Source organism: Leifsonia sp. P73 (assembly GCF_051059105.1).
Taxonomy (GTDB): Bacteria; Actinomycetota; Actinomycetes; order Actinomycetales; family Microbacteriaceae; genus Leifsonia.
This window is the reverse complement of sequence record NZ_CP194931.1, coordinates 3,261,580-3,286,282: the sequence shown is the minus strand read 5'-3', so window position 1 is coordinate 3,286,282 and position 24,703 is coordinate 3,261,580. Positions and strand designations below refer to the sequence as shown.

23 protein-coding genes are annotated in these 24,703 nt (G+C 71.1%); 10 read left to right on the top strand and 13 right to left on the bottom strand.

Annotated elements, in window-relative coordinates; translation table 11 throughout:
- The 4 genes from ACQ86L_RS17035 to ACQ86L_RS17020 form a co-directional block, all read right to left on the bottom strand.
- A complete protein-coding gene (locus ACQ86L_RS17035) occupies nt 1–711 on the bottom strand; it encodes an alpha/beta fold hydrolase (RefSeq protein WP_434316474.1) in 711 nt (236 codons plus the stop codon).
- A 79-nt stretch (nt 712–790) separates the two neighbouring features.
- Nucleotides 791–1,030: a three-helix bundle dimerization domain-containing protein gene (locus ACQ86L_RS17030; RefSeq protein ID WP_434316473.1), complete on the bottom strand. Its 240-nt coding sequence runs from the start codon at nt 1,028–1,030 to the stop codon at nt 791–793.
- 91 nt (nt 1,031–1,121) lie between these two features.
- Nucleotides 1,122–2,741, bottom strand: coding sequence for an amidohydrolase (locus tag ACQ86L_RS17025; RefSeq protein ID WP_434316472.1), 1,620 nt, complete (start codon nt 2,739–2,741; stop codon nt 1,122–1,124).
- Complete coding sequence (locus ACQ86L_RS17020; protein WP_434316471.1) at nt 2,738–4,168, bottom strand: purine-cytosine permease family protein; 1,431 nt, start codon at nt 4,166–4,168, stop codon at nt 2,738–2,740. The genes ACQ86L_RS17025 and ACQ86L_RS17020 overlap by 4 nt, the downstream gene beginning before the upstream one ends.
- 84 nt (nt 4,169–4,252) lie before the next feature.
- Here ACQ86L_RS17020 and ACQ86L_RS17015 point away from each other — a divergent pair, with 84 nt between their 5' ends.
- Nucleotides 4,253–4,900 carry a TetR/AcrR family transcriptional regulator gene (locus ACQ86L_RS17015; RefSeq protein WP_434316470.1) on the top strand — a complete coding sequence of 216 codons (648 nt, stop codon included), beginning with the start codon at nt 4,253–4,255 and terminating at the stop codon, nt 4,898–4,900.
- A gap of 162 nt (nt 4,901–5,062) precedes the next feature.
- Nucleotides 5,063–5,950, top strand: a complete 888-nt coding sequence (locus ACQ86L_RS17010) for an arginase family protein (RefSeq protein WP_434316469.1) — start codon at nt 5,063–5,065, stop codon at nt 5,948–5,950.
- 31 nt (nt 5,951–5,981) lie between these two features.
- On the opposite strand, the gene ACQ86L_RS17005 is transcribed toward ACQ86L_RS17010, so the two are convergent.
- Nucleotides 5,982–7,205, bottom strand: coding sequence for a lactonase family protein (locus ACQ86L_RS17005; RefSeq protein ID WP_434316468.1), 1,224 nt, complete (start codon nt 7,203–7,205; stop codon nt 5,982–5,984).
- 35 nt (nt 7,206–7,240) lie between these two features.
- Here ACQ86L_RS17005 and ACQ86L_RS17000 point away from each other — a divergent pair, with 35 nt between their 5' ends.
- The 4 genes from ACQ86L_RS17000 to ACQ86L_RS16985 all read left to right on the top strand — a co-directional run bounded on the left by ACQ86L_RS17000 (nt 7,241) and on the right by ACQ86L_RS16985 (nt 10,121).
- Nucleotides 7,241–7,900, top strand: a complete 660-nt coding sequence (locus ACQ86L_RS17000; protein WP_434316467.1) for a sigma-70 family RNA polymerase sigma factor — start codon at nt 7,241–7,243, stop codon at nt 7,898–7,900.
- The gene (locus tag ACQ86L_RS16995; protein ID WP_434316466.1) at nt 7,897–8,109 is read left to right on the top strand and encodes a hypothetical protein; all 213 of its coding nucleotides are present in this window, start codon (nt 7,897–7,899) and stop codon (nt 8,107–8,109) included. Before ACQ86L_RS17000 ends, ACQ86L_RS16995 begins: the two co-directional genes overlap by 4 nt.
- 120 nt (nt 8,110–8,229) lie before the next feature.
- Nucleotides 8,230–9,060 (top strand): polyphosphate kinase 2, encoded by an 831-nt coding sequence (ppk2, locus tag ACQ86L_RS16990; protein ID WP_434316465.1) that lies wholly within the window; start codon nt 8,230–8,232, stop codon nt 9,058–9,060.
- Between the two features lie 122 nt (nt 9,061–9,182).
- Entirely contained in the window at nt 9,183–10,121 is a 939-nt protein-coding gene (locus tag ACQ86L_RS16985) for a phosphodiesterase (protein ID WP_434316464.1), read from the top strand.
- A gap of 9 nt (nt 10,122–10,130) precedes the next feature.
- On the opposite strand, the gene ACQ86L_RS16980 is transcribed toward ACQ86L_RS16985, so the two are convergent.
- Together ACQ86L_RS16980 and ACQ86L_RS16975 are read right to left on the bottom strand one after the other, a co-directional pair.
- The gene (locus ACQ86L_RS16980) at nt 10,131–11,711 is read right to left on the bottom strand and encodes a stealth family protein (RefSeq protein ID WP_434316463.1); all 1,581 of its coding nucleotides are present in this window, start codon (nt 11,709–11,711) and stop codon (nt 10,131–10,133) included.
- Nucleotides 11,712–11,811: 100 nt separating this feature from the next.
- Complete coding sequence (locus tag ACQ86L_RS16975; RefSeq protein ID WP_434316462.1) at nt 11,812–12,852, bottom strand: LacI family DNA-binding transcriptional regulator; 1,041 nt, start codon at nt 12,850–12,852, stop codon at nt 11,812–11,814.
- A 191-nt stretch (nt 12,853–13,043) separates the two neighbouring features.
- Between ACQ86L_RS16975 and ACQ86L_RS16970 the strand changes: the two genes are divergently transcribed.
- From ACQ86L_RS16970 to ACQ86L_RS16960, 3 genes are read left to right on the top strand one after another with little or no spacing between them, the layout of a single operon-like run.
- Nucleotides 13,044–14,369: an ABC transporter substrate-binding protein gene (locus ACQ86L_RS16970; RefSeq protein WP_434316461.1), complete on the top strand. Its 1,326-nt coding sequence runs from the start codon at nt 13,044–13,046 to the stop codon at nt 14,367–14,369.
- A 4-nt stretch (nt 14,370–14,373) separates the two neighbouring features.
- Complete coding sequence (locus ACQ86L_RS16965) at nt 14,374–15,333, top strand: carbohydrate ABC transporter permease (RefSeq protein ID WP_434316460.1); 960 nt, start codon at nt 14,374–14,376, stop codon at nt 15,331–15,333.
- Nucleotides 15,334–15,338: 5 nt separating this feature from the next.
- Nucleotides 15,339–16,190 carry a carbohydrate ABC transporter permease gene (locus ACQ86L_RS16960; RefSeq protein WP_434316459.1) on the top strand — a complete coding sequence of 284 codons (852 nt, stop codon included), beginning with the start codon at nt 15,339–15,341 and terminating at the stop codon, nt 16,188–16,190.
- Nucleotides 16,191–16,211: 21 nt separating this feature from the next.
- On the opposite strand, the gene ACQ86L_RS16955 is transcribed toward ACQ86L_RS16960, so the two are convergent.
- The 5 genes from ACQ86L_RS16955 to ACQ86L_RS16935 form a co-directional block, all read right to left on the bottom strand.
- Nucleotides 16,212–17,144 carry an aldo/keto reductase gene (locus tag ACQ86L_RS16955; protein ID WP_434316458.1) on the bottom strand — a complete coding sequence of 311 codons (933 nt, stop codon included), beginning with the start codon at nt 17,142–17,144 and terminating at the stop codon, nt 16,212–16,214.
- 127 nt (nt 17,145–17,271) lie between these two features.
- Nucleotides 17,272–18,531, bottom strand: a complete 1,260-nt coding sequence (gene lysA / locus ACQ86L_RS16950) for a diaminopimelate decarboxylase (RefSeq protein WP_434316457.1) — start codon at nt 18,529–18,531, stop codon at nt 17,272–17,274.
- 37 nt (nt 18,532–18,568) lie between these two features.
- Complete coding sequence (locus tag ACQ86L_RS16945) at nt 18,569–19,474, bottom strand: universal stress protein (RefSeq protein WP_434316456.1); 906 nt, start codon at nt 19,472–19,474, stop codon at nt 18,569–18,571.
- Complete coding sequence (locus ACQ86L_RS16940; protein ID WP_434316455.1) at nt 19,471–20,967, bottom strand: amino acid permease; 1,497 nt, start codon at nt 20,965–20,967, stop codon at nt 19,471–19,473. Before ACQ86L_RS16940 ends, ACQ86L_RS16945 begins: the two co-directional genes overlap by 4 nt.
- 48 nt (nt 20,968–21,015) lie before the next feature.
- Nucleotides 21,016–22,557: an aminotransferase class I/II-fold pyridoxal phosphate-dependent enzyme gene (locus ACQ86L_RS16935; RefSeq protein WP_434316454.1), complete on the bottom strand. Its 1,542-nt coding sequence runs from the start codon at nt 22,555–22,557 to the stop codon at nt 21,016–21,018.
- Nucleotides 22,558–22,658: 101 nt separating this feature from the next.
- On the opposite strand from ACQ86L_RS16935, the gene ACQ86L_RS16930 reads away from it, so the two are divergent.
- On the top strand, nt 22,659–23,579 hold the full coding sequence (locus ACQ86L_RS16930; protein ID WP_434316453.1) for a LysR family transcriptional regulator: 921 nt from the start codon (nt 22,659–22,661) through the stop codon (nt 23,577–23,579).
- A 4-nt stretch (nt 23,580–23,583) separates the two neighbouring features.
- On the opposite strand, the gene ACQ86L_RS16925 is transcribed toward ACQ86L_RS16930, so the two are convergent.
- Nucleotides 23,584–24,699: a Gfo/Idh/MocA family protein gene (locus tag ACQ86L_RS16925; protein ID WP_434318915.1), complete on the bottom strand. Its 1,116-nt coding sequence runs from the start codon at nt 24,697–24,699 to the stop codon at nt 23,584–23,586.
- Between the last annotated feature and the right edge of the window lie 4 nt (nt 24,700–24,703).

Genomic DNA, 24,703 nt, shown 5'->3' with positions numbered 1-24,703 from the left:
TCAGGCCTCCGCCGCCGCGCGGATCACCTCCGCGATCTCCGCGTGCCTCGGGATGAACGCCGTGTGCGACCCGTCGATGTGCGAGGTGGTCGCCTTCATCCGCTCGGCGTAGAACTCCTCCGCCTTCGGCGAGATCGAATTGTCGTGATCCGACACCACGAACCAGCTCGGGATGTCCTTCCAGCCGGCAGCGGTCGCGTTCTGGGTGAGGGAGGCCACCGCGAGCGGACGCTGCGTGGCGTACATCACGGCAGCGACCTCCTCCGAGGAGTCGCCGCAGAAGACCTCGCGGAAGCGCTCCTTCTTCACGTAGACCTCCGGTCCCCCGGGCGACCCGACCGCGTCGTACGGGGTCGGCTGGTTCTCGGTCGCCAGCAGCGGGGCCGGGAACGGCTCCTGCGCGCTCACGCAGCTCTCGCCGACGTCGAGGCCGAAGGCGGCCAGGTAGACGAGGGCCTTCACGTTGCTCATCCCGGCGGAGGCCTGCGTGATGACGGCGCCGCCGTACGAATGGCCGACGAGCACGACCGGCCCGTCGATGGCGCCGACGACCCGCGCGACCGAGTCCGCGTCGGTGAGCAGGCTCCTGAGCGGATTCGGCGGTGCGACCACCGGGTAGCCGGATGCCTCCAGGTCGCCGATCAGACCGGCGAAGCCGGAGGCGTCGGCGAAGGCACCGTGAACGAGCACGATCGTGGGCTGTGCAGCCATGAGTCTTCCTTCGTGTCAGTGAGTGAGGTGAACGTCGCCATCCTGAGACTCCCTCACCGCACGCGGCAAGACCCGACCGCTACTCGGCGGCGGCGTTCTCCGCGTCCAGCTCCGTGCGCACCTCGTGCTCGACCAGCACCGGCACGAAGTCGCGCACGGGTGCGTCCTCGTACTGCTCGTAGTGCTCCTCGACCAGCTGGTCGATCTGCTCCTTCGGCACCTCCGGGAAGCGGTCGCTGAGCCGCTCGGCAGCGTGCTCGAGTGCCACGGCTTCGTCCTGCAGACCGCCCTGGGGGCGCTTGTCGTGTTCGCTCGTCATGCCGCGATTGTCCGCCGGGCCGCGGAAATGGCAAGAGGCCCTACGCCGATCCACAGGACACACGCCTCCACAGGGCCTCGTGCCTGAACGCCTACCCGGCGTACACCGTCCTCCCGGCCACGATCGTCTCCACCACCCGTGCCCGCAGCAGGGAGGCCGCCCCCTCCGCGAAGACGTCCGCGTCCAGCACGGCGAGGTCGGCGGCGTAGCCCGGCGCGATCCGCCCGCGCCAGTCGCCGTCGCCCACCGAGGCCGCGGCGTCCCGGGTCGCGTGCGCGACCGCCCGCTCCAGCGGCAGCGCGTACTGCGGGTGCACCGCCGGGACCGACGGGTCGAGCGCGGACGCCCGGGTGGAGGCCACGTACAGGTTCGCGAGCGCCTGGTGCGGCGCGGTCGGCGAGTCGGTCGAGAAGGCGAGGAGCGCGCCGGCGTCCTCGTACTCCGGCCACGGGAAGGCCCGGTCGACGCGCTCGTCGCCCAGCATCTCGGCCCAGTTCTCGAAGATCGCCGGATCGGAGTGCACCGGCTGCATCGACGCGGTCACGCCGAGGCGCGCCATCCGCTCCGCCGTCCCCGGCGCCGCGTACTCCAGGTGCTCGATGCGGTGCCGCCGAGGGAGGTCGCCGTTGACGGCCACGGCCTGCTCCAGCGCGTCGAGCGCGAGCTGGCTGGCGTAGTCGCCGATCGCGTGCTGCGCGATCTGGAGGCCGGCCGCGTCGGCCGCCGCGACGACCGGCGCGAGCCGCTCCAGCGGCCAGATCGGGTCCGCGTTGCTGCCGTCCGCGTAGGGCTGCCGCATCGCGGCGGTGCAGGCGTCGATCACGCCGTCCAGGATGAGCTTGATGCCGACCACGCGCAGCCACGGCGTCGACGGTTCGGCCGCGAGCTGCGCCGCCCGCTGGACCTGCGCGAGGTTCGCCGCGTCGTCGCCGGTGTTCGTGATGAGCCAGTGCGCCGCTACCCGGATCGGCAGCTCTCCCCCGCGCCGCTCCTGCGCCCGCGTCAGCGCCGCCAGGCCGAACTCGTCGAACGCCATGTCGACGACGCCGGAGACGCCGGTCGCGAGGTAGGCGTCGATCGTGCGCTCGACGTGCTCGTCCCGGTCGGCGTCGGTGGTGGCCTCGTCGCGCTGCGCCCAGGCGTACTGGGTCGCCGCGGTCTCCAGCAGGAGGCCGGTCGCTTCCCCGTCCTCGTCGCGCACGATCTCCCCGCCGATCGGGTCGGGGGTGTCGCGCGTGATGCCGAGCTCGGCCAGCGCCGCGGTGTTCACCCAGCAGGAGTGGTAGTCGTTGGCGTCGAGGTAGACGGGGATGTCCGGGAGGACCGCGTCGATCATCGCCGCGGTCGGCGCCCCGTCCGGGACGGCGTCGAACAGCCAGCCGCGCCCGCGCAGCACGGTCGCGTCCGGCTGGGCCTCGCGCGCCTCCACCAGCAGCCGGAGGATGCCGTCGAGGTCGCGCGCGCCGGTCAGGTACACCTGGCTGAGCGCGGCGCCCATCATCAGCAGGTGGGTGTGCGCGTCGGTGATCCCGGGGAGGACGAGACGGCCCCGAAGGTCGACGGTGCGATCGGCCGCGGGCCCGGCGCCGTCCTCCCCCACCCAGCTGATCGTCTCGCCGGTCACGGCGAACGCGGTCGCCCAGGCGACGTCGGGGTCCGCGGTGAAGACGCGGCCGTTGCGGTAGAGCGTGGTCAGGGTCCGGTCGGTCACAGCCGGCCCTCCTTCCCGAGCCGGGTGCGGCTCAACAGGGCGTACAGGAGTGCGCTCACGGTCATCCCGACCGGCACGGACAGGTCGATATGCCCGATCGCGCCCGAGACGGCGCCCGTCCACACGTCGGTCGACAGGCACAGCGCCGTCGCGACCCCGCCGACCACCAGCGCGGTGATGCCCGGGATGCTCCAGCCGCCGGTGTACCAGAACCGTCCTCCGCGCCGGTCGTCGAACAGGTCGAGACCGTCGTAGACGTTGCGGCGCCGGATCACGTCGACCACGAAGATCGCCATCGCCGGTCCCGAGACCACGACCAGGAACTGCAGCAGCAGGTTGGCGGCCTCCAGCAGGCTGGACGACAGCACCAGGTAGATGGTGAGCGCCGTCCCGACGACGCCGACGATGATCGCGGCCGGGATGCGCTTGAGCTTGAAGCCGATCGCCTGCAGCGACATGCTCGACGAGTAGGCGGTCATCGCGTTGAGCGCGATCGTGTTCACGATGACGCCGATGACCAGCAGCGGGCCCATCCAGCCCGGGAGCAGGTCGAACAGCGCGACGTCGATCCCCGCGTCGAACGCGCCGGCCTTCAGCCCGGTCGCCAGCAGCACTCCCACGATCGTGAACACCACGAACGGGAGGGCGCCGCCGAGCGCCGTCGCCGCGGCGATGTGCGAGGGCTTGGTCGAGCGCGGCAGGTAGCGCGCCAGGTCCGGGCTGTTGATGAACGACAGCGGCGAGGACGCCAGAATGGTGAACCCGACGGTGATCGCCGACCAGAGCGCGACCCCGCTCAGCGGGTGCGCGGCCGTGTAGCCCCAGTCCACGGTCGGCAGGATGAACAGCGAGACGCCGACGAAGATCACGAACAGCAGCACCGCCATGACCGGGTAGATGCGCAGGATGAGCGCGTGCCCGAAGATCGCGACCGCGATCGTCACCGCCGAGACCACGATCGTCACGCCGATGGGCACCCAGACCGGGTCGCTCAGCCCGACCCTCCGCAGCAGGTCGGCGCCCATGAAGGATGACGCCAGCCAGGTCAGCGCGAGGAAGACCGCGCCGATGAACCAGCCGACGAACGCGACGAAGAGCTTGTTGCCGATGATCCCGTACATGGCACGGGTCACCACCGAGCCCGAGGTGCCGGAGGCCGGTCCGCTGGCCGCGATGATCCCCGGGAACACCCAGAGCAGCGCGGCGACCAGGATGACCGCGACGGCCTGCCAGATCTCCAGCCCCAGCAGGATGAGCGTCGCACCGATCGTGAAGTTGAGGATGCTCACCCCCGGCGCCGCCCACACGAAGAAGAGGTCGCGGGCGCGGCCGTGGCGTTCGGCGTCGCCGATGACCTCGATCCCGCGGGTCTCGGGTTGGGTGGACACATCCACGAATTCGTCGGCGCCGATCCGTTCTCGGGTCATTGGCGTTCCTCTCTGACTCAGCTCCATTGCTATTGGTCATGTGCCCAATTGGCTATTGGTCAGTCATTCAATAGCATGGGAGGCATGGAGTCAAGAGCGACGTCCGAGAGCACCGCGGAGCAGGCGCCGGCCACGAGCCAGCCCCGCTCGCGCAAACCTGCCGAGGAGCGCCGCGAGGAGATCCTCGCCGCGGCGGCCGAGATCGCGATCGAGGAGGGCCTGGAGCGGATCACGCTGCGCGCGGTCGCCGCCCGGCTGGGAGTGCGGGCCGGCCTGATCTCGCACTACTTCCCCGCGGCGGAGGATCTCGTCGACGAGGCCTTCGCGCGCGCGGCGACCATCGAGCGCGAGCGCTTCTTCCCGGCCGAGGGGCCGCCGCTGGAGCGGCTCGCGCACTTCGTGCACCACATCGACTCCGGGGCCTCCTGGCCGCTGGCCCGCCTGTGGCTGAACGCGCGCCACCTCTCCCGCTTCACTCCGTCACTGGAGGAGACGCTGCGCGAGCAGGACGCCCTCGACCGTTCCCGGCTGCGCGAGATCGTCCAGGAAGGGGCCGACGCCGGCGTCTTCGCCGCGGTCGACCCCGAGTGGGCGAGCATTCGCATCCTCATCGCCGTCGACGGAAGCGGCTCGTACGTCAACAGCGCCGGCGACCTCAGCAACCCCGCGCAAGCGCGCTTCGTCGCCGACGTCGTCGAGTGGACCCTGGCCCTCCCCTCCGGCACCCTCTGACCATCCGTTCCGGAGTTGTGCACGCGACACGCCGGTGCTGAGCGTGCACAACTCCGGAAGAGATGGCTGGGACATTCCCGATGTGCTTGCTCGGCAGCAACTAATTGTTGCTATCGTGTCCTCACCGCAACTCCCACGCTTACCCGAAGGGCGTCTGGAAAAATGAGCACCGTGGTCGACCAGGTTCCGGCGAACCCTCTCGCGCCGGCGCCGCACGAGTCCGGCCGGACGAAGCCCGCCCGGCCGACCGTCACCGCGTTCGTGGACGCCGTGTCCGGCCACAACGACCGCGCCCGGCGCGCCACCATCGACCTCGCGAAGGCGCTGGGCCGGCGGCTGGAGGCCACGGTCGGCGTGATCGGCGAAGGCACAGAGCACACCCCGAGCCTCGGCTGGCGGGCCGCCCTCCACGAGGCCCGTGCGGAGCTGGACGCGCTGGCGGAGACGACGGAGCACTCCCTGCGGTCCGCGCCGTTCAGCGCCTTCTGCCTGACCAGGAACGCAGCCGCCCTCGCCACCCTCCCGGCCATCGCCCGGGCCTACCCGGATGCGGCGATCGTGTGGATGGGCGCCCACCCCTGCCTGCACACCCCCGCGACCACCCGCACCGGCGACCTCAGCGGGATGGCGCTCGGCGGCGCGACCGGGCTCTGGAAGTCCGGGCACGGCGGCGAGCTCGCGCTGTCGAACGTGGTGCTGCTCGGCGCCCGCGACCTCGACCAGGCCGAGCGGAACATCATCGCCAACTCCCCCATCCGCAACATCCCGGCCGGCCCGCGGATGCAGGAGGAGCTGGCCGCGACGATCGCCGGCCGCTACGTGTTCGTGCACTTCTCCGCCGACGTCCTGCAGCCGGGCATCGTCCTCACCGACTACCAGATCGCGAACGGCCTGACGATCGACACCGTCGCGGCGACCGCCCGCACCCTCGCCGGCGAGCGCGTGATCGGCCTCCAGGTCAGCGAGCTGGAGCACGACCCGACCGACCGCTTCAACACCTCCGCCCAGCTCGTGGTGGAGATGCTGGCGCCGCTGCTGCCGCGCGTGTAGCACGCACGGCAGCAGCGGCCGGCCAGGGCCGTCACTCCGCGGCGATCCCCTCTCCGCCCGCGGCGCCGGGGACGACGACGGATCCGACGCTGGTCAGGCCGCCGCCCGCGTTCACCCGGAACCCGTCGACCGCGCCGTCCTTGCCGGTCTGGACGTAGAGGAACGTGCCGTCCGCGGTCACCGAGGCGTCGACCGTCCCCGCGCCGGTCGCGGTGTTCCCGAGCGCCGTCAGGGCGCCCGTCCCGGGGTCGGCGTAGCCGGAGAGCGTCCCGCTCCCGGCGTTGGAGGCGTAGAACGCGGAGCCGTCCCGGACGATCCAGCACGTCGCGGCCTGACCGGTCGCGGCGGTCGCGACCGGGGTGACGACGCCGCTCGACGCGAGGGCGAAGGTGGCCACGGCGTTCGTGCCCGCCTCGGCCACCACCAGGTGGCCACCCGCGTCGAACGACACGGCGAACGGCACCGCGCCCGGCTCGACGTTCGTCACCGGATGCGCGGACAGACCGCCCAGCCGGTCGACGCCGAACACGTCGATGGCGCTGCCGTTGCCCTTGGTGGTGACGACGACCTGCGACCCGTTCGGCGTGAACGCGACCTGGCCCGGGGTGTGCGTGAACTCCGGAGTGAGCGTCGGGTCGAGTCCGAGCGGACGGTTCCAGACCGGGATGCGGACCAGGAAGTCGGCCACGCGGATGTAGCCCTGCACAGTCCCTCCCGCGCGCGCGTTCAGCACGTAGACGAGGCCGCCGTGCGCGGTCACGCTGACCGGGAAGCTCCCGCCGGAGCCGATGACCTCCCGCCGGACGAGCTGGTCGCCGTGGACGGCGAAGACCGTCACGGTGTTGCTGCCGGCGTTCACCGCGTAGAGGAGGCCGCGGTCGAGGACGAGCGAGCCCTGCGACGCGAGGTGGTCGACGACGGCGCCGTCCAGCGCGCCGCCGCGGCCGCCGGTCGGGTACGTCCCGGCCTGGTGCAGCGAGCCGTCCGCCGAGCGGTCGTAGGCGACCACGGCGTTGCCCGCGAGCCCGTCGGTCTGGACGAAGACCGCCGATCCGGCGCTGGAGTCCGGGACCCCGCCGGCCGGCGGTGCGGCGAGGGCGGGCCCCCGAAGAGGGCCGTCGCGGCGACGGCGACCGCCGACGCGAGGGCGAGACGAAGTGGTGTTCTCATGATTCTCCTTCGATCCTTCCGTTCGGCGCCGGGCACGGCGCACTCGAGGGGTGAGTGTCGTGCGCGACGGGATGCTTACCTGCACGGCGCGAAGTTTTCGCGAGGCCCTACGATCGACCCATGGGTGTCGACGCGGAGCAGTGGCGCCCCAGCGACGACGATCGCGCCGAGACGGACGAGTGGCGGCGGACCCTGACCGCCGGCGGCGCCGTCCAGCGCACCGCCGAGGCCCGGCTCTACGAGCTGCTCCTGCGCGTGGCGCGCGGCGAGGTCCGCCGGCGGTCGGCGTCACTGCCGTTCGCCGGGCCCGAGCTGGACGACATCGCCCACCAGGCGGCGGCCGACGCGGTCGTCGGTGTGCTGCGCCGGCTGCACGAGTTCCGCGGCGAGAGCCGCTTCACGACCTGGGCGTACACCTTCGCGATCTTCGAGGTCTCGACCAAGGTCGGCCGGCACTACTGGCAGCGCCGGACGCTCTCCCTCGACGCGGCCGGCTGGGACCGCCTCCCCGACCGGCTCGGCATCTCACCGGAGGAGGCCGGGATGGCGGCCGAGCTGCTGGCGGCACTGCGGCACGTCATCGACACCGTGCTCACGCGCAAGCAGCGCGAGGTGCTGCTCGCCGTCGTGGTGGAGGGCGTCCCGCTGGAGGCGCTCGCGGTCGCGCGCCGGAGCTCCCGCGGGGCGCTCTACAAAGTCCTCTTCGACGCGAGAAGGAAGTTACGGCGCTACCTTGTCACTAATCACTATCTGGACGACGACGGCGAGGAGGTGAGATGAGCGCGCGATCCCGGATCGGGGACTTCCTGGACACCGGCACGCGAGACGCGGGCTGCGCGGAGACGATGTCGCTCATGCACGTCTACGCCGAGCTCGTGCTCTCCGGGCGGGACGCCGCGGCGCGCTACCCGGCCGTCGCCCTGCACCTGAAGCGCTGCGCGGCGTGCGGGGACGACTACGCAGGGCTGCTGGCGGCGCTGGGCGGATAGTCCGCCCCGGCGCTGTCGCCGGCGACAGCGCGCTTAGCACGAAACGCGAGGTGTTCAACCCCGGGGGATGCCGCCCACTTCGCCGTATGCTCGGTCGACCATGCGAACCGAAGGCTGCAGATGAGTACTCAGAAGAAGAAGAAGAAACCGAAGGGCGACGGACCTGGCAAGGCTGCGTATGAAGCGGAACTGCAGCGGCTTCAGATCGAGCTGGTGGCCATGCAGCAGTGGGTCGTCGCGACCGGGGCCCGCGTGCTCGTGATCTTCGAGGGACGGGATGCGGCGGGCAAGGGCGGGGCGATCAAGCGGATCATCCAGCGCCTCAATCCGCGGTCCGCGCGGGTCGTCGCGTTGGGCGTCCCCACCGAGCGCGAGAAGAGCCAGTGGTACTTCCAGCGCTACATCGAGCGGCTTCCCGCGGCGGGCGAGATCGTGCTGATGGACCGGTCGTGGTACAACCGCGCGGGTGTCGAGCATGTGCTCGGCTACTGCACGCCGGAACAGTACGAGACCTTCCTCGGCCAGGCCCCAGCGCTCGAGCGGTTGCTCGTGGAGGACGGCCTCATGCTCTTCAAGTACTGGTTCTCGGTGTCCGACGACGAGCAGCAGAAGCGGTTCGAGAAGCGGCTCAAGGACCCGATGCGCCGCTGGAAGCTCTCCGAGACGGACCTCCACTCGATCACGCACTGGGAGGAGTACTCGCAGGCCAAGGACGACATGTTCAAGGCCACCGACATCCCCGAGGCGCCCTGGTGGACGGTGGAGAGCGACGACAAGAAGTCGGCCCGCCTGAACGTCATCAGCCATCTCCTCTCGCAGATCCCGTACGAGAAGATCGAGCCGAAGAAGCTGAAGCTCCCCGAGCGACCGGCTGCCGACGACTATGAGCGGCCGATGCGCGAACTGTACAAGTACGTACCGGATCGAGCCTCCGATGACCTCAGCGCTTAGCGATCGCCGCGCATGGACTGGGCCGCCCTGTACTCGTGGCGCCGGCTGCCTGCACGAATTCTCATCGGGGCCACGCCCGCAACGTTCACGGGCCGTTCAGTCGGGAGTGGTTCGATAACCGTGTGAAGACGCGAATCGCGGAGTATCCGCGGCCGGACCACTTCCTGCTCCACATCAGCGACACGCACCTGCTCGCCGGTGGTGAGCGCCTGTACGGGAGCGTCGACAGCGAAGAGCATCTCCGGACTCTGCTCCGCGAGGTCGAGGGGTCGGGCGGGCGCCCGGAGGCGATCGTGTTCACCGGAGACCTGGCCGACCGCGGCCAGCCCGACGCCTACGCACGGCTTCGGGCGATGGTGGAGCCCGTCGCCGCTCGGATGGGCGCGCACGTCGTCTGGGTGATGGGCAACCACGACGACCGCGCCGCCTTCCGGCGCACCCTGCGCGACGAGCCGGGCGGCAGCGCTCCCGTCGATGACGTGCACTGGATCGGCGGCCTGCGGATCATCGCGCTCGACTCCACCGTCCCCGGCCACCACTACGGCGACGTGAGCGAGTCGCAACTCGACTGGCTGGCCGCCGAGCTCGCGTCGCCCGCGCCGGAGGGCACCATCCTGGCAATGCACCACCCGCCCGTGCCGAGCGTGCTCGACCTGGCCGTCTCGGTCGAGCTGCGCAACCAGTGGCAGCTCCGTGAGGTGCTGGAGGGGAGCGACGTGCGCTCCATCATCGCCGGCCACCTGCACTACTCGTCGACGGCCATGTTCGCCGGCATCCCGGTCTCCGTCGCCTCGGCGAGCTGCTACACGCAGGACCTCAACGTCCCTGTCGGCGGCACGCGCGGTCGCGACGGCGCCCGCGCCTTCAACCTGGTGCACGTCTACCCGGACACCGTGCTGCACTCGGTCGTCCCGCTCGGCCAGTACCCGGCGCTCGACTACATCGACGCGGAGAAGTCGGCGCGGCGCCTGGCCGCCGACGGCATCCGGATCCCCGGGCCGGTGCGCCGGTCAGCGGTGGAAGCGCAACCGCCGACCACGCCCATCCCGATCCTGCACTGACCGGGCGCGCTACTCGGCCGATCGCTCCCACGGGGCGCGGAACGGGAAGTACCGCTCCAGGAAGTCCGTGACGACCCGCAGGCGCTCGGCCGGCTCGATCTCCGGGTGGGAGCCGTCGTTGAGGCAGAACATGTCCTGGTCGCGCTTCTTCAGGAGCCGGCGCATCATGTCCGGCGCCTGCCGCAGCGTGGTCTCGATGTAGAGCACCTTCGCCTGGGTCTGAGTGACCGCACGACCGGTCATCAGCCCGTAGTAGTGGTAAAGCGAGTTGGTGACCGAGATGTCCGTGGCCGAGCGGAACGGGCTGGCCGCCGTGCGACGGAAGTCCTCCGCGAACTCGCGCTCCATCTCCTGAAGCACGCTGATCCGCAGCGGGGCGGCGCAGTGTTCCAGGTGGCGGGTGGTCACGCGGCCGAACCGCTCCCACAGCAGCCGCCGGTTGACGCGGGCCGCGTTCTCGAAACCGCTGCGGGCCGGGTCGGTCTCGCCGAGGCCGATGCGGGTGCCCGCCTCCACGAACTTCGTCACCCCGCCGGGCGAGAAGAAGATGTCCGGCGACAGAGGGCGGCCGATGAACATGTCGTCGTTGGAGTACAGGAAGTGCTCGGCCAGCCCCGGGATGTGGTGCAGCTGGCTCTCGACGGCGTGCGAGTTGTGGGTGGGCAGCCCGGAGGTGTCGGGGAAGAAGTCCTCGCTCCGCATGATGTGGATGCTCGGGTGCTCGGTATCGAGCCACGGCGGCACGGGCGAGTCGGTCGCGATGTAGATGTTCCGGATCCAGGGCGCGAACATGTGGACGCTGCGCAGCGCGTACTTGAGCTCGTCGATCTGCCGGTACCGCGCCTCGTTGTCATCGCCTTCGCCGACGACGTACGACTCCATCCGCGCGGCGCGCTGGCGCTGATACTCGGCGTCGGAGCCGTCCACCCACGAGAACACGATGTCGATGTCGAAAGCGATGTCGCTCGCCAGCGGATCGAACATCTGCTGGAGGGTGCGCCACCGGCGGCCGTACAGTTCGACCTCGGCCTCCACGGCCTCGCTGCGCGGCAGTCGCGGCCGCATGATGGCGTTCGGTCGCGGAGCCGTGATCTCGTCGTCGCCGAACCGCCAGAACTCCAGCTGGAACGCGGTGTCCGCGCCGTAGCGCAGGCGCCCGATCGGCTCCACCCGGGGACGGTAGAGCCGCAGGACGTCCGCCTTGCGACGGGAGAGCCGTCCGTCTGCGACGAGCAGGTCGTCGTCCTCCTGGTCGACGCCGTGGACATAGAACGGCTCATCGGCGAAGGCGGCCGCGAGCGCGGCGGCCGTCTCTTTGCGGCGACGGCGGTCGATCGCGATGATCGGCCGGTTGTCGTCGCCGCGGACCAGCAGGTACTCCAGCCCGGCCGCGTCCAGCGCCTCCCCGACCGCGAGCAGGTCTTCGATCATCGACTCGCGCGGCGTGAAGGGACCGGAGACCAGCGTGAACATCCCCTTCCGCTGCACGATGCCGTCGCGGGCGAACCGTGGGGCGCCAGAACCGGAGTCACGCGTGACGACGACGGGTTCGGGCTCGACGGAGAGGGAGGCGGGAGGGAAGTCAGGCATACGCCCCTCACTCTAGGCTCCCGCGGTCGTATCGGTTGACCGCGGAGCCCGGACGCCGAGGCGTCCGAACGTCAGCCCACGCGGGTTGTCCAGTCCGGAGTCAGCCCGCAGCGCGCGCCGTGGACGCGCGGACGATCAGGCTGGTGGACAGGTCCACCCGCGGCAGGTCCGCCGCCTCCGGCGCCGCCTGATCGGGCGCCGCGAGCAGCAAGCGCACCGCGACCTCGCCCATCTCGGAGATCGGCTGGCGGATCGTCGTGAGCGGGGGCGTCCCCCAGCTCGCTTCGGGCACGTCGTCGAATCCGACCACGCTGAGGTCGTCGGGGATGCGGAGGCCGGCCGCCTTCGCGGCGTCGTAGACCCCCATCGCCATGAGGTCGGAGCAGGCGAACACCGCGGTCGGGCGGTCGGGGCCCCGGAGGATCGGGGCGATGGCCTCCGCGGCGCGCGCACGGTCCCAGTCGCCGTGCACCACGTCGAGGGCCGCTCCTCCGCCGACCTCCAGCGCCGACCGGAACCCGTCGATCCTGGCCCGGCTGTAGAGGTGCGTCCGGCTGCCGCCGACGACCGCGAAGCGGTGGTGGCCGAGCCCGAGCAGATGCTCGGCCGCGGTGCGCCCGCCGTCCCAGTTCGTGACCCCGACCCGCATCGCGGGAGCGGCGGGCTCGCTCATCGGCGTGACCAGCACGACGGGGATGCGCGCGGCCTCCAGCGCGGCGAACTGCCCCGGCGCCGGATCGACCAGCACCACGACCGCGCCGCGCGAGGGCCGGCGCAGGAGGCGGGACACCCAGTTGCCGTCCGGGCGGGCGATCGTGATGACCACGTCGACGTTGGCGGCGGTCGCCGCGGCCTCGACGCCGGTGAGGACGCCGTTCGCCCAGGTTCCGTGCACGTGGTCGACCACGAGGTCGATCATCGCCGGAGCGTCGGGCTCCGCCGCTCCTGCCCTCGGCGCGCTCGCCCGCGGCGCACGCGCGTACCCGACCGCGTGCACGGCCTCCATCACCCGGTCGCGCGTCGCGGGCGACACGTCGGTCCCTCCCCGGAGCACCTTCGACACCGTCGGGACGCTCGTGCCGGCCATTCCCGCGACGTCGGACAGGGTCGGCCGTTCGCGCCTGAGACCCTCGTCACCCATGACCGCAGCCTATCCAGGCGCTCCTGCTTGCGCAAACTTTCGTAAACCGGATGTCTTGCGCTCCCGGAGCTTTTGCTGAAAACATGACCGAACCGCACCAACCAGTACCGCGAATTTGCGCAAATCACTGGATGCGGCGGTCCACCTCTCCAGGTGTTCGACGAAGAAAGCCGCCGGAAACGCTCCGGCCGATGGAGGAGAAGACACGCATGACGAACGGCCTGCTCTCGGGAACCGTCTCCCGGCGAGGACTACTCGCCGGCACCGGAGGACTCGCCGTCCTCGCCGCCCTGGCCGCCTGCAGCTCGCCGGGCGGGACCGCCTCCCAGACCGTCAAGTTCTGGAACATGCCGTGGGGAGGAACGGCGTTCTCGCCCCTGGACAAGAAGATCACGCTCGCCTACCAGCCCGCGAGCGGGCTGCCGGCGGCCGGCTACCAGGCGGTGCAGTGGTCCAACTTCACGACGACCTTCGCCTCGGCCATCGCGTCCAACACCGGGCCGGCGGTCAGCAGCGGCAGCGGCACGCAGGCGTTCCAGTTCGCCGAGAAGAACTACATCGCGTACGCCGACGCCCTGTTCGACTCGTGGAAGTCCAACGGCCTGCTCGACGACTTCCTGCCGGGCGTCCTCGACACCATGAAGACGAGCAAGGGCTACGTCGCGGTGCCGTACAACCTCGACATGCGCGTGCTCTGGTACCGGAAGTCCCTCCTGGAGAAGGCGGGCGTCGAGCCGCCCACCGACTGGCAGTCCTACCTGGACGTCTGTGCGGCGCTGAAGAAGATCGGCGTCTTCGGCTTCGGGATCGCGTCCGGCGCGCAGGGCAACGGCTTCCAGGTCCTGACCGGCCTGCTCATCAACAACGGCGGCGGCCTCTTCAACGCCGACCAGAAACCGGACTGCGTGACCCCGGCCAACATCGAGGCGCTGGAGTTCGTGGTCGAGATGGTCCGCAAGGGCTACATGGACCCCGGGAGCGTCAGCTACTCCACGACCAACGCCCAGACCCAGTGGAAGGCCGGCACGTTCGGCCTGGGCTTCGAGAGCCCCGGTCTCGCGCAGGTGCTCGGCGGCCCGCTCGTGCAGGACATGGCCGTCACCGACCCGCTCACCGGCGCACGGGGCGGCAAGGGCGCGCTCTCCTTCCCGAACAACATCATGATGTACAAGCACACGCCCAGCCAGAAGGGCTCGGAGGCGTTCCTGACCTATTACTACAAGAACATGGCTCCGCTCTGGACCGAAAACACCGGCATCGGCCTCCCCGTGCTGAAGTCGATCGCGGCGACGAAGGAGTTCCGGTCCGACCCCAACGCGGTCGCGATGATCGAGAAGTGGCAGCCGATCTGCAAGACCTGGGCGGCCCCCGGCGGCGACGCGCTGTTCGCCGATGTGACCCTGGTCGACAGCACCCCCGCGATGACGACGTGGGCGCAGAGCGTCCTGTCGCTGAAGGCCACCCCGAAGGAGTCCCTGCAGACGCTGCAGAAGACCCTGACCTCCCAGCAGAAGTAGGACCATGGCCACCTCATCGACACTGGAGTCGGTCCGGCGCGCGCGTCGCGGCGTGGCGGTCGCCGGCCGGGGCCGTCCCGGCGCGCGGCCGCCGGCACGCCTGAGCTCCGGCGCGCTGACGCTCGTGCTCTTCGCGACCCCGGCCGTCCTGCTCCTCCTGCTGCTGAACCTGTACCCGGTGCTGTACGCCGGTCAGCAGTCGCTGCGCAACGGCGACCTGGTCGACGCCGGCACGTTCGTCGGCCTGCAGAACTACGTGACCGTGCTGACCTCCCCGGAGTTCTGGCACGCCGCCTGGTTCACCGTCGTCTTCACGGTCGTCGGAGTCTTCGGGAGCTGGACCATCGGCCTCGGGCTGGCGCTGCTCCTGCGGACCCGCGTGCCCGCCAACGGCATCCTGAAGGTCCTGTTGCTCCTGCCCTGGGTCGTGCCGATCGTGGTCTCCTCCACGTCGTGGAACTGGCTGGTCGCCACGCCGCAGAGCCCGCTCCCGCTGCTGGCGAAGGCGCTCGGCTTCGGCGACGTGCTCTTCCTGGCAGACCCGCTCCTGGCGCAGATCACGGTGTGCGTCTTCAAGGTCTGGGTCAGCTTCCCGTTCATGATGATGATGATGTCCTCGGCGCTCGCGTCGGTCGACACCACCGTCTACGAGGCCTCCCGGGTGGACGGCGCGTCGCACTGGAAGACCTTCCGCTTCATCACGCTCCCGATGATCTCCCGGTCCACCTACATCAGCTGGATCCTGATGACGATCTTCTGCGTGAACGACTTCCCGACGATCTTCCTACTCACCGGCGGAGGCCCGGTGAACTCCACCCAGACCCTGGTCGTGCTCGCGTACACGACCGTGTTCCAGAACTTCCAGACCGGCCCCGGTGTCGCGATCGCCTTCCTGATGACGATCGTGCTCGTCATCGTCAGCGTCACCCTCTACCGGCGGATCCGAAAGGCGGCCATCGAATGACGGCAGTGGCTCAGCAGACCGTGCCGGCGGTGGCCCGGCGTCCCCGACCGGAGGGCGAGCGCGGGCGATGGTGGCGGTTCTGCCTCCTCGCGGTGGTCACCGCCCTCGTGCTCGTGCCGCTCGCGGCCGTCGTGCTGCTCTCCCTGCAGCCGGGGCTGGGCAGCTCCGCGACCGGCGTGACGCTCGACAACTACGTCGGCGTCATCACCTCCACCGACCTCGGCGTCTGGGTGACCAACAGCCTGGTCGTCACGCTCGCGACGGTGGTCGTCTCGGTCGTCATCGCAGCGCCGGCCGGCTACGTGCTCTCGCGGGGTCGCGGGAGGCTGGTGGCCGGCTTCTCGCTGACGCTGTTCGTGATCCAGTCGCTGCCCGTGGTGACCGCGGTCATCCCGCTGTTCATCCTGTTCGCCCGCATCGGCCTGGTCGACACCCTCGGCGGCGTCGTGATCCTCTACGTGGGCGGGACGATGTCCGTCGCCATCTGGATGATGGCGGCCTACTTCGACTCGATCCCGATCAGCCTGGAGGAGGCGGCCTGGATGGACGGCTGCTCGGTGTTCGGCAGCTTCTCGCGAGTGGTGCTGCGCAACTCGCTGCCCGGGGTGCTGTCGACGGCGATCTTCGCCTTCCTGCTGGCCTGGAACGACTACCTCGTTGCCGTCATCTTCCTGCGGTCGGACCAGAACTACACCCTGCCGATCGGCCTCCAGACGTTCTTCCAGCAGAACCAGACCGACTGGGGCCCGGTGATGAGCGTCGCGGTGGTGATGATGATCCCGCCGGTCGTCGTGTTCGCGGTGCTCAACCGGTACTTCAGCGTCGGGGGGATCGGGGGCTCCCTGGCGGGGCGATGACCGGGGAGCCCCGCCGGGGCACTAGGGAACCAGGTACCCCGCCGCCCGGTACAGCTCGTACCACTCCGGCCGCGTCAGCGGCAGCTCGGAGCCGAGCGCGGCGGCGGCCACGCGCGACGGCGTCGTGGTGCCGAGCACGACCTGCATCCGCGCCGGGTGCCGGGTGATCCACGCGACCGCGATCGCCTCGGCGGGGACGCCGTACTTCCCGGCCAGCCGATCCACGACCGCGTTGAGCTCGGGGTAGCGGTCGGAGCCCAGGAACGGGCCGTCGAAGAAGCCCGCCTGGAACGGCGACCAAGCCTGAATCGTGATGTCGTTGAGGCGGCAGTAGTCGAGGATGCCGTAGTCGCGGCTGATCGACTGGTCCAGGGCCTGCATGTTGGAGGCGACGCCCTGGGCGATGATCGGCGCGTGCGTGATCGAGAGCTGCAGCTGGTTGGCGACGATCGGCTGGGTCACGTACCGGCGGAGCAGGTCGATCTGGCCCGGCGTGTGGTTCGAGACGCCGAACGCCCGGACCTTGCCCGAGGACGACAGCTCGTCGAAGGCGCGCGCGACCTCCTCCGGCTCGACCAGGGCGTCCGGACGGTGCAGGAGCAGGATGTCGAGGTAGTCCGTGCCCAGCGCCTCCAGGCTGCCGTTCACCGACTCCAGGATGTGCTCGGCCGAGAAGTCGAAGTACGGCCCATCGGGCACGATGCCCGCCTTGGACTGGATGACGAACTCCTCGCGCTCGGAGGGGCTCAGCTTCATCGCCTCGGCGAACCGGCGCTCGCAGCCGTGCAGCGGGGAGCCGTAGACGTCGGCGTGGTCGAGGAAGGTGATGCCGGCGTCGCGGGCGGTCCGCACGAGCGTGCGCACCTCCTCGTCGGACTTGTCCTGGATGCGCATCAGGCCGAGCACCACATTGGGCGCGGTGATCTCGGTGCCGGGCAACGTGAATGTTCGCACGGGTCGTCCCTTCTGGACAGCGGTGGGGGCACGCCCGGACGGACGCCCCTCCACGCTACGAAGGCGGCATTCGGAAGTCCAACAACTGTTGTCTCTGCTACTGATGAGTCAGAACGATCAAACGTCCTCACACGTCGCGGTCGAAGAGGTCCTCCCACGTCTCGCGGCGGATGACGGCCCGCGCCTCACCGTCGCGCACGAAGACCACCGGCGGACGGCGGTACCCGTTGTAGTTGTTCGCCATCGTGTGCGTGTACGCGCCGGTCGCGGGCACGGCGAGGAGGTCGCCGACCCGGGCGGCGGGCAGCCGCAGCGGGTCGATGAGCACGTCCCCCGACTCGCAGTGCCGACCGACGACCACGACCTCCTCGGCGTCCTCCTCGTGCAGCCGTTCGGCGAGGACGGCCTCGTAGCGCTGCTGGAAGAGGGCGACCTCCAGGTTGTCGCCCATGCCGCCGTCGACGGCGACGAAGGTGCGGGCGTCCCGTTTGACCGTCGTCACCGTGTAGAGCGAGAAGGCCGCCTCGTTCACCATGCTGCGACCGGGCTCGATGATGAGCTCGGCGTCCGCCGGCAGGTGCTCGTCGGCGGCCGCGAGCAGCGCTTCGACGTACTCGTCGACCGACGCGGGCCGGTCCTCGATCGTGTAGCGGGAGCCGAGGCCGCCGCCGAGGTCGTAGACCGGGAAGTCGCCGAGCGCCGCCAGCGGCGCGACGGCGGCCGCGAGCTCCGCCGGGTCCATGATCTGCGAGCCGACGTGGGCGTGCACGCCCCGCAGCTCGAGCAGCGGGCTCGCCTCGATCCGGGCGATGAGGAGGCGTGCCGCGCCGGCCGTGAGCCCGAACTTGGAGCCCACCTGCCCGGTCTGCACGTGCGGATGCGTGGACGAGACGACGTCGGGGATGACCCTGACCAGGACGCGCTGGACGCTCCCCGGTGCGACCAGCTGCTCCAGGCGGTCGACGTCGTCCGCGTTGTCCACGACGACGAGCCCGACCCCGGCCTCCACCGCGATCCGCAGCTCCTCCGTCGTCTTGGCGTTGCCGTGCATGACCAGGAGGGCCGGGTCCACCCCCGCGCGCAGGGCACTGAGGATCTCGCCGCCGCCCGCGACGTCCAGGCCGATCCCCTCCTCCACCATGACGCGCTGCACGGCGGTCGCCGGGAACGCCTTCGACGCGAAGACGACCCGCGCGTTCGGCCGGCGCGAGGTCAGGGCGGTGCGGTACTCGCGCGCCCTGGCCCGCAGCGCGTCCTCGTCCACGACGATCGCGGGCGTGCCGAACTCGCGCGCGAGGTCGTCCACCCGGCAGCCCGCGATCACGAGGACGCCGTCGGGGTCGACGGTCGCACCGGCGGGGAAGAGGTCGACGAGGGGGTGGGGCATGACGGTGTCCTTGGGTCGGATTCGGATCAGGTGGTGCTTAGTCGCGTTCGCGCCCGGTGACGCCGTGCGGGACGACGATCACCGGGACCGGCGAGTGCCGGACGATCTTGGCCGCGTGCGAGCCGAGGAACACCCGGGCGATCGGGCCGAGCGTGCTCGACCCGACGACCAGCACCTCGTCCGGCTCCCAGCCGACGTCGGCCAGGGCCGACTCCCACGTCTCGCCCCTCCCGACCGCGACGTCGGAGACCGGCGGGGCGTCCGGGAGGTCGGACACCTGGCGCACCAGCGCGGCGGCGTGCCGCTCGATGTCGGCGGCCCAGGTGTCCGCGACGGCCTGCTCGGCGTCGAGCCCGGCGCCGGAGGTGCCCGAGTCGCGCGGCACGACGGCGAAGGAGGCGACGCGCAGGTCCGCGCCGACCGACGCGGCCACTCCGGCCGCGCCGAACACCAGCCCGGTCGATGCGCCGGTGCCGCGGTAGGCGGCGGTCACCCGGCCGACGCGCGCGCCCTCCTCGGTGCGGTACCCGCGGGGCGCGATCGCGACGGGGACCGGGGACGCGTGCAACAGGGTGTCGCTCGCGGAGCCGAGGCCGATCCGCCCCGCGGGCGCGTCCGTGGCCGAGCCCACGACGATCAGCGAGGCCTCGCGCTGCTCGGCGAGCTCCACGAGCCCGCGACGCGCCGATGGGGCCTCGTGCAGCAGGTACTCCGCCGTGACCGACCCGCCGAGCACGGCTGCGGCGTGGTCGAGGGCGCTGTCCGCGTTGTCGCGGGTGTAGCCGCGCCACTCCGTGTCCGCACCGCCCGCCGTCGTCGGCCAGGCGGGCGGGACGATCGCGGCCACGATCAGGTCGGAGCCGGAGGAGCGGGCGAGCATCGCGGCCAGGTGCAGCGCGGAGGCCGACCGGTGCGCGGGGTCGACGCCGACGACGATGCTCATCGTCTGCCCGCCTTCCTGCGCTCGGCGGCCTCCCGGATCTCGGCCTTGCTGGGCTGGGCGAAGTTGCTCGTGTACGGGGCATCCGTGCCGGCGACCGGTGTCCCGGTCTGCAGCGTGGAGTGCTTCCGGCCGTAGAACCAGTAGAAGACGAGGAAGGCGGCCGTCCAGATCAGGAACACGATGATCGTGATGAGCCGCAGCTGCGTGATGATCGCGATGCAGCCCGCGATCGACAGGATCGGGATCGTCCAGCCGAGCGGCAGGCGGAAGCCGCGCTCCAGCTCCGGCTCCCGCACGCGCAGGATGATGACGCCGAGCGACACGACGAGGAAGGCGACCAGGGTGCCGATGCTCGTCATCTCGGCGAGGAAGTCGATCGGGACGACGGCCGCGAGCACGCTCGTGGCGATCATGACGATGACGGTGTTCTTCACCGGCGTCATCGTCCGCGGGTTGACCTTCGCGAACACCTTCGGGATCATCCCGTCGCGCGACATGGCGAACAGGATGCGCGTCTGCCCGTAGAGGACCACGAGCGTCACCGAGAAGATGGAGATGATCGCACCGATCGCGACGATGGTCCCCGGCCAGGTCGAGCCGATGATGTTCTGCAGGATCGCGGCGAGCCCCGCGTCCTGGTTCGCGAACTTCTCCGGGGCCTGCGCGCCGAGCGCGGCGAGGCTGGTGCCGACGTACAGCACGATGATGATGATGAGCGCGAAGATGATCGCGAGCGGCAGGTTCCGCTTCGGGTTCTTAGCCTCCTCGCCGGCCGTCGACACGGCGTCCAGCCCGACGAACGAGAAGAAGATGATGCCGGCGCCGCCGACGATGCCCGCGAAACCGGCCGGCGCGAAGTTGTGGAAGTGGTCGCTGTTCCACCCGGTGAACGCGACGGCGCAGAAGAACAGCACGACGGCGATCTTGATGACGACCATGATGCTGTTGACCATCGTGGACTCGCGCGCCCCGCGCAGCAGCAGCAGCGAGCAGAGCACGATGACGATCACCGCGGGGACGTTGACGATGCCGCCCTGCTCCGGCGCCTGCGAGAGCTGCACCGGGAGCTGCCAGCCGAGGAGGTTCTGCAGCAGCTGGTTGACGTACTGGGACCATCCGACGGCGACGGCCGCGGTGGAGACGCCGTACTCCAGCAGCAGGCAGGCTCCCACCGCCATCGCCGTGCCCTCACCGAGCGTCGCGTAGGCGTACGAGTAGGTCGACCCGGAGGCCGGGACGGCGCCCGCCATCTCGGCGTAGCAGAGCGCGGTCAGCCCGGCGACGACGCCGCCGATGACGAACGACCAGATCACCGCGGGACCGGCGACGGGGACCGCCTGGGACAGGATGAAGAAGATTCCGGTGCCGAGCGTCCCGCCGACTCCGATCATGGTCAGCGAGAAGAGGCCGATGCTGCGTCGCAGGTGGGCCTCGCCGGCGCCGGGAGGCGTCGTGGGCTTTCTGCGCAGCAGCTGCTGAGCGATGGTGGGCATATCTACCAGTCTCCTTTGATTGGTGGGGGTTTCAGAAATCCGTCGCGCTCAGTCCCGGGTCACCCGGAAGAGCTCGACGCGCGGGTCGACGGCGCCGCGCACGTAGCCGGACGGGGAGGCCGCGACCGCCTGCAGGAACGCGACGGTCTGCTCCGTGATCTCCTCCCCGGGGATGAGGTTCGGAATCCCGGGCGGGTACGCGGCGAGCGTGTCGGCGGAGATGCGGCCGACCGCCTCGGCCGCCGGCACGAGCTCGGTGGCGGCGAAGAACGCGTCCCTGGGCAGGATGCGCAGCGGGCCGACCTCGGGCAGCGCCGGGAACCCGCCGGCGCCGCCGCCCGCCCGCTCGGCGCCGGCCTCCGCCGAGTCGGCCGCCGCAGCGAGCGCCCGGTGCGCCCGGGCCAGATCGGGCGTCTTGCCCGCGCCGATCAGCGCGACGAGGGTGGTCGCCGTGGACATCTCGAAGAAGATCCCGTCGGCGTCGATGAGCCGCTGACGCAGCCAGTGGCCGCTGACCCCGGTGTCGGACACGTCGATCGCGACGCGCAGCGGGTCGACGGCGACGATGTCGTCGAACGCGCCGAACCCGTCGCTGAGGACGCCGAAGCGCGGGTCGTCGCGCAGCGCGTCGCGGAACGCATCGGCGGCCGCGATCGAGCGGCCGATCAGCTCCGCGCCGGTGGCGAGGGCGTGCCGGGCGATGTCGAGGGAGGCCTGCAGGAGCGCGGACGTGGAGGTGGACGCGGTGATCGACACGGCGCGTTCGACCAGCGGCTCCAGGGCGTCGGCGAACGGTCCGTGGCCGAGGTGCAGCATGGCGGACTGGGTGAGCGAGCCGCCCAGCTTGTGGGTGCTGGAGACCACCAGGTCGGCTCCGAGCCGGGCGGGCGACTCGGGGAGGTCCGGGTGGAACCCGAAGTGCGGTCCCCAGGCGCCGTCCACGATGAGCGGGGCGCCGTGCGCGTGCGCCACCCGGGCGAGCCCGGCGACATCCGCGACGGAGCCGAAGTAGCTGGGCGACACGATGTAGACCGCGTCCGCCGGGCGTCCGGTCTGCGCTGCGGCGGTCAGCGCCGCATCGAGGGAGGCGGGCGAGACGCCGTGGGCGACACCGTGTCCCGCGTCGAGGGAGGGCAGCACGAAGGAGGGCGCGAGTCCCGCCGAGAGCACGCCGTCGCTGAAGCTGGAGTGCGCGCTGCGCTGCGACAGGATGTTCTGGCCGAGCCCCCGCACGGCCAGCGCGGCGATCCGGTTGGCCTGCGAGGCGCCGCCGGTCAGGAACCAGGTGCGGCGCGCGCCCCACGCGTCGGCCGCGAGGTCCAGTGACCGGCTCAGCGGCGAGTCCTCGCCCAGGTCGATGTCGTCCACCAGCATCGGGACGTCGAGCTGCAGCGGCCGCGGCCCGAGGAAGTCGGCGAGCCGTGCACTGAGTCCGAGCTCGTCGCCGCCGTGCCCCGGCACCATCAGCGGGAGAGGCGACCGGGCGGCGTGGCGCTCCAGCGCGTCCGCGTACGGCGTCTCCCAGTGGCGGAGGTCGGAGGCGGGAAGCAGCGGACGCGAGTCGGTCGCAGACGGACGGGTGGGGGCCATTCCTCCATCGTGAGGGCGGCGTCCCGCCGTCAGAATCCCCCGAAGTTCGCCCTACCCACATAGACTGTATGTGACTCACTCACCTCACGACAGGGCTTCCGATGGCGGATCTGCGACAGTTCGAGGCGCTGAGAGCGGTCCACGCCGAAGGCTCCGTCACCGCCGCCGCCCGCCGCCTGGGCTGGGGCCAGCCGACCGTCGACTACCACCTCAAGAACCTGGAACGCCTGGTCGGCGCGCCCGTGCTCGTGCGCTCGCCCCGCGGCAGCAGGCTGACCCCGGTCGGCGTACTGCTCCTCGAACGCGCCCAGGAGATCCTGACGCTCAGCGAGCGGGCCATCGCGGACGCGCGCGAGTTCAGCCGGCTCGGACGGGTGCGCCTGCGCTTCGGGACCTTCGCGACGGCGGCGGCGAGCATCCTCCCGTTCGTCGCGAACACCGTCGGTGACCTCGGGATCGAGATCGACGCCACGTTCGAGGAGGTCCCCACGCTGGTCGACCGGATCAACCGCGGCGCCCTCGACGCCGCGCTCGTCTACACGGTGCCCGGGTACGACCTGCCGTTCCGCCCGAACGTGGTGACGAGGGAGGTCTACCGGGACCCCCTGATGCTGGCGCTGCCCGTCGGCCACCCGCTCGCGTCGCGCACGTCGGTCGACCTCGCCGCCGTGCTCTCGCTCCGCGACGAGCGCTGGGTCTTCGCCACCTCCGCGGAGGACGCGATGGACCGCGTGGTCGCCGACGCGTTCGCGGCCGAGGGGCACGTCCTGGACGTCGCGATCAGGACCGACGACTTCCAGGTCCTCCTCGGGATGACCGCCGCGCGGATGGTGGTCGGGATCATTCCCGGCCTGGCGACGACCGCCGCGCATCCCGGCATCGTCCTGCTCCCGATCAACGACCCGTCGTTCGTGCGCTCGATCCTCGTGGCCACGTCCGCCGAGGACGCGAGCCGCCGCCCCTCCCCCGCCGTCCGCCACCTCGTCGCCGCCGTCCGCGACGGCTTCGCCGCCCTCCGCTGACCGGCTACACCCCCACCCACCCACTCCCCGCCGCTGCGCTCTCCTCGACCGCCGCCAGTACCCGCTGCACGTGCAGCGCGTCCGCGAACGACGGCTCCGGCGCCCGCCCCTCCGCGATGTCGGTCACGAAGTCGACGACCTGGTGGGAGAAGGCGTGCTCGTAGCCGAGTGCGTGGCCGGTCGGCCACCAGCTCCCCGCGAAGGCGTGCTCCGGCTCGGTGGTGAGGATGCGGCGGAATCCGAGGCGGTCGGGCGGCTCGGTCGCGTCGTAGTAGTCGAGCTCGTTCAGGCGTTCCAGGTCGAACGCCAGCGCGCCGCGCGTGCCGGAGATCTCCAGCCGGAGCGCGTTCTTGCGGCCGGTCGCGTAGCGGGTCGCCGTGAAGGAGCCCATCGCGCCGGAGGCGAAGCGCGTCGTGAACCAGGCCGCGTCGTCGACGGTCACCTCGCCGAGCCGGTCGGAGGCCACGCCGCCGAGGCCGCGCTGCTCGGCGAGGATGGGCCGCTGACGCACGTAGGTCTCGAGCGTGCCGCTGACCGAGGCGATGCGGTCGCCAGCCACGAACTCGGCGGCGTCGATGATGTGCGCGCCGATGTCGCCCAGCGAGCCGGAGCCCGCCTTCGCGCGGTCGAGGCGCCAGGTCATCGGGCCGGCCGGGTCGCTCAGCCAGTCCTGGAGGTATTGCGCCCGCACTTCGCGCACGTCGCCGATCGCGCCCTCCCGCACCAGCCTGCGCGCCTCCAGGATCGCCGGCACCCGGCGGTAGGTGAACCCGCACATCGCGAGCACTCCCCGCTCCTGCGCGGTCGCCGCCGCCGACGCCATGCGCTCGGCCTCGCCGAGGCTGTTCGCGAGCGGCTTCTCGCACAGCACGTGCTTGCCGGCCTCCAGCGCGGCGATCGCGATCTCGGCATGGGTGTCGCCGGGCGTCACGATGTCGACCAGGTCGATGTCGTCGCGCGCGACCGCCTCGCGCCAGTCGGTCGCGTTCTCCGCCCAGCCGAGCCGGTCTGCCGACTCCCGCGCGCCGGTGCGCCCGACCAGGAGCGCCATCTGCGGCCGCAACGGGAGGTCGAAGAAGCGCGGGGCGACGCGCCACGCCTGCGAGTGCGCCGCCCCCATGAAG

Bases quoted from the DNA above. Each gene is read 5' to 3' on its own strand.
- ACQ86L_RS17020 (WP_434316471.1), bottom strand. From the start codon at position 4,168: ATGACCCGAGAACGGATCGGCGCCGACGAATTCGTGGATGTGTCCACC.
- ACQ86L_RS16975 (WP_434316462.1), bottom strand. From the start codon at position 12,852: ATGGGTGACGAGGGTCTCAGGCGCGAACGGCCGACCCTGTCCGACGTC.
- ACQ86L_RS17035 (WP_434316474.1), bottom strand. From the start codon at position 711: ATGGCTGCACAGCCCACGATCGTGCTCGTTCACGGTGCCTTCGCCGAC.
- ACQ86L_RS17000 (WP_434316467.1), top strand. From the start codon at position 7,241: ATGGGTGTCGACGCGGAGCAGTGGCGCCCCAGCGACGACGATCGCGCC.
- ACQ86L_RS16995 (WP_434316466.1), top strand. From the start codon at position 7,897: ATGAGCGCGCGATCCCGGATCGGGGACTTCCTGGACACCGGCACGCGA.
- ACQ86L_RS16980 (WP_434316463.1), bottom strand. From the start codon at position 11,711: ATGCCTGACTTCCCTCCCGCCTCCCTCTCCGTCGAGCCCGAACCCGTC.
- ACQ86L_RS17015 (WP_434316470.1), top strand. From the start codon at position 4,253: ATGGAGTCAAGAGCGACGTCCGAGAGCACCGCGGAGCAGGCGCCGGCC.
- ACQ86L_RS16925 (WP_434318915.1), bottom strand. From the start codon at position 24,699: ATGGGGGCGGCGCACTCGCAGGCGTGGCGCGTCGCCCCGCGCTTCTTC.
- ACQ86L_RS16935 (WP_434316454.1), bottom strand. From the start codon at position 22,557: ATGGCCCCCACCCGTCCGTCTGCGACCGACTCGCGTCCGCTGCTTCCC.
- ACQ86L_RS17010 (WP_434316469.1), top strand. From the start codon at position 5,063: ATGAGCACCGTGGTCGACCAGGTTCCGGCGAACCCTCTCGCGCCGGCG.
- lysA (WP_434316457.1), bottom strand. From the start codon at position 18,531: ATGCCCCACCCCCTCGTCGACCTCTTCCCCGCCGGTGCGACCGTCGAC.
- ACQ86L_RS17030 (WP_434316473.1), bottom strand. From the start codon at position 1,030: ATGACGAGCGAACACGACAAGCGCCCCCAGGGCGGTCTGCAGGACGAA.
- ppk2 (WP_434316465.1), top strand. From the start codon at position 8,230: ATGAGTACTCAGAAGAAGAAGAAGAAACCGAAGGGCGACGGACCTGGC.
- ACQ86L_RS16970 (WP_434316461.1), top strand. From the start codon at position 13,044: ATGGAGGAGAAGACACGCATGACGAACGGCCTGCTCTCGGGAACCGTC.
- ACQ86L_RS16945 (WP_434316456.1), bottom strand. From the start codon at position 19,474: ATGAGCATCGTCGTCGGCGTCGACCCCGCGCACCGGTCGGCCTCCGCG.
- ACQ86L_RS16965 (WP_434316460.1), top strand. From the start codon at position 14,374: ATGGCCACCTCATCGACACTGGAGTCGGTCCGGCGCGCGCGTCGCGGC.
- ACQ86L_RS16930 (WP_434316453.1), top strand. From the start codon at position 22,659: ATGGCGGATCTGCGACAGTTCGAGGCGCTGAGAGCGGTCCACGCCGAA.
- ACQ86L_RS16940 (WP_434316455.1), bottom strand. From the start codon at position 20,967: ATGCCCACCATCGCTCAGCAGCTGCTGCGCAGAAAGCCCACGACGCCT.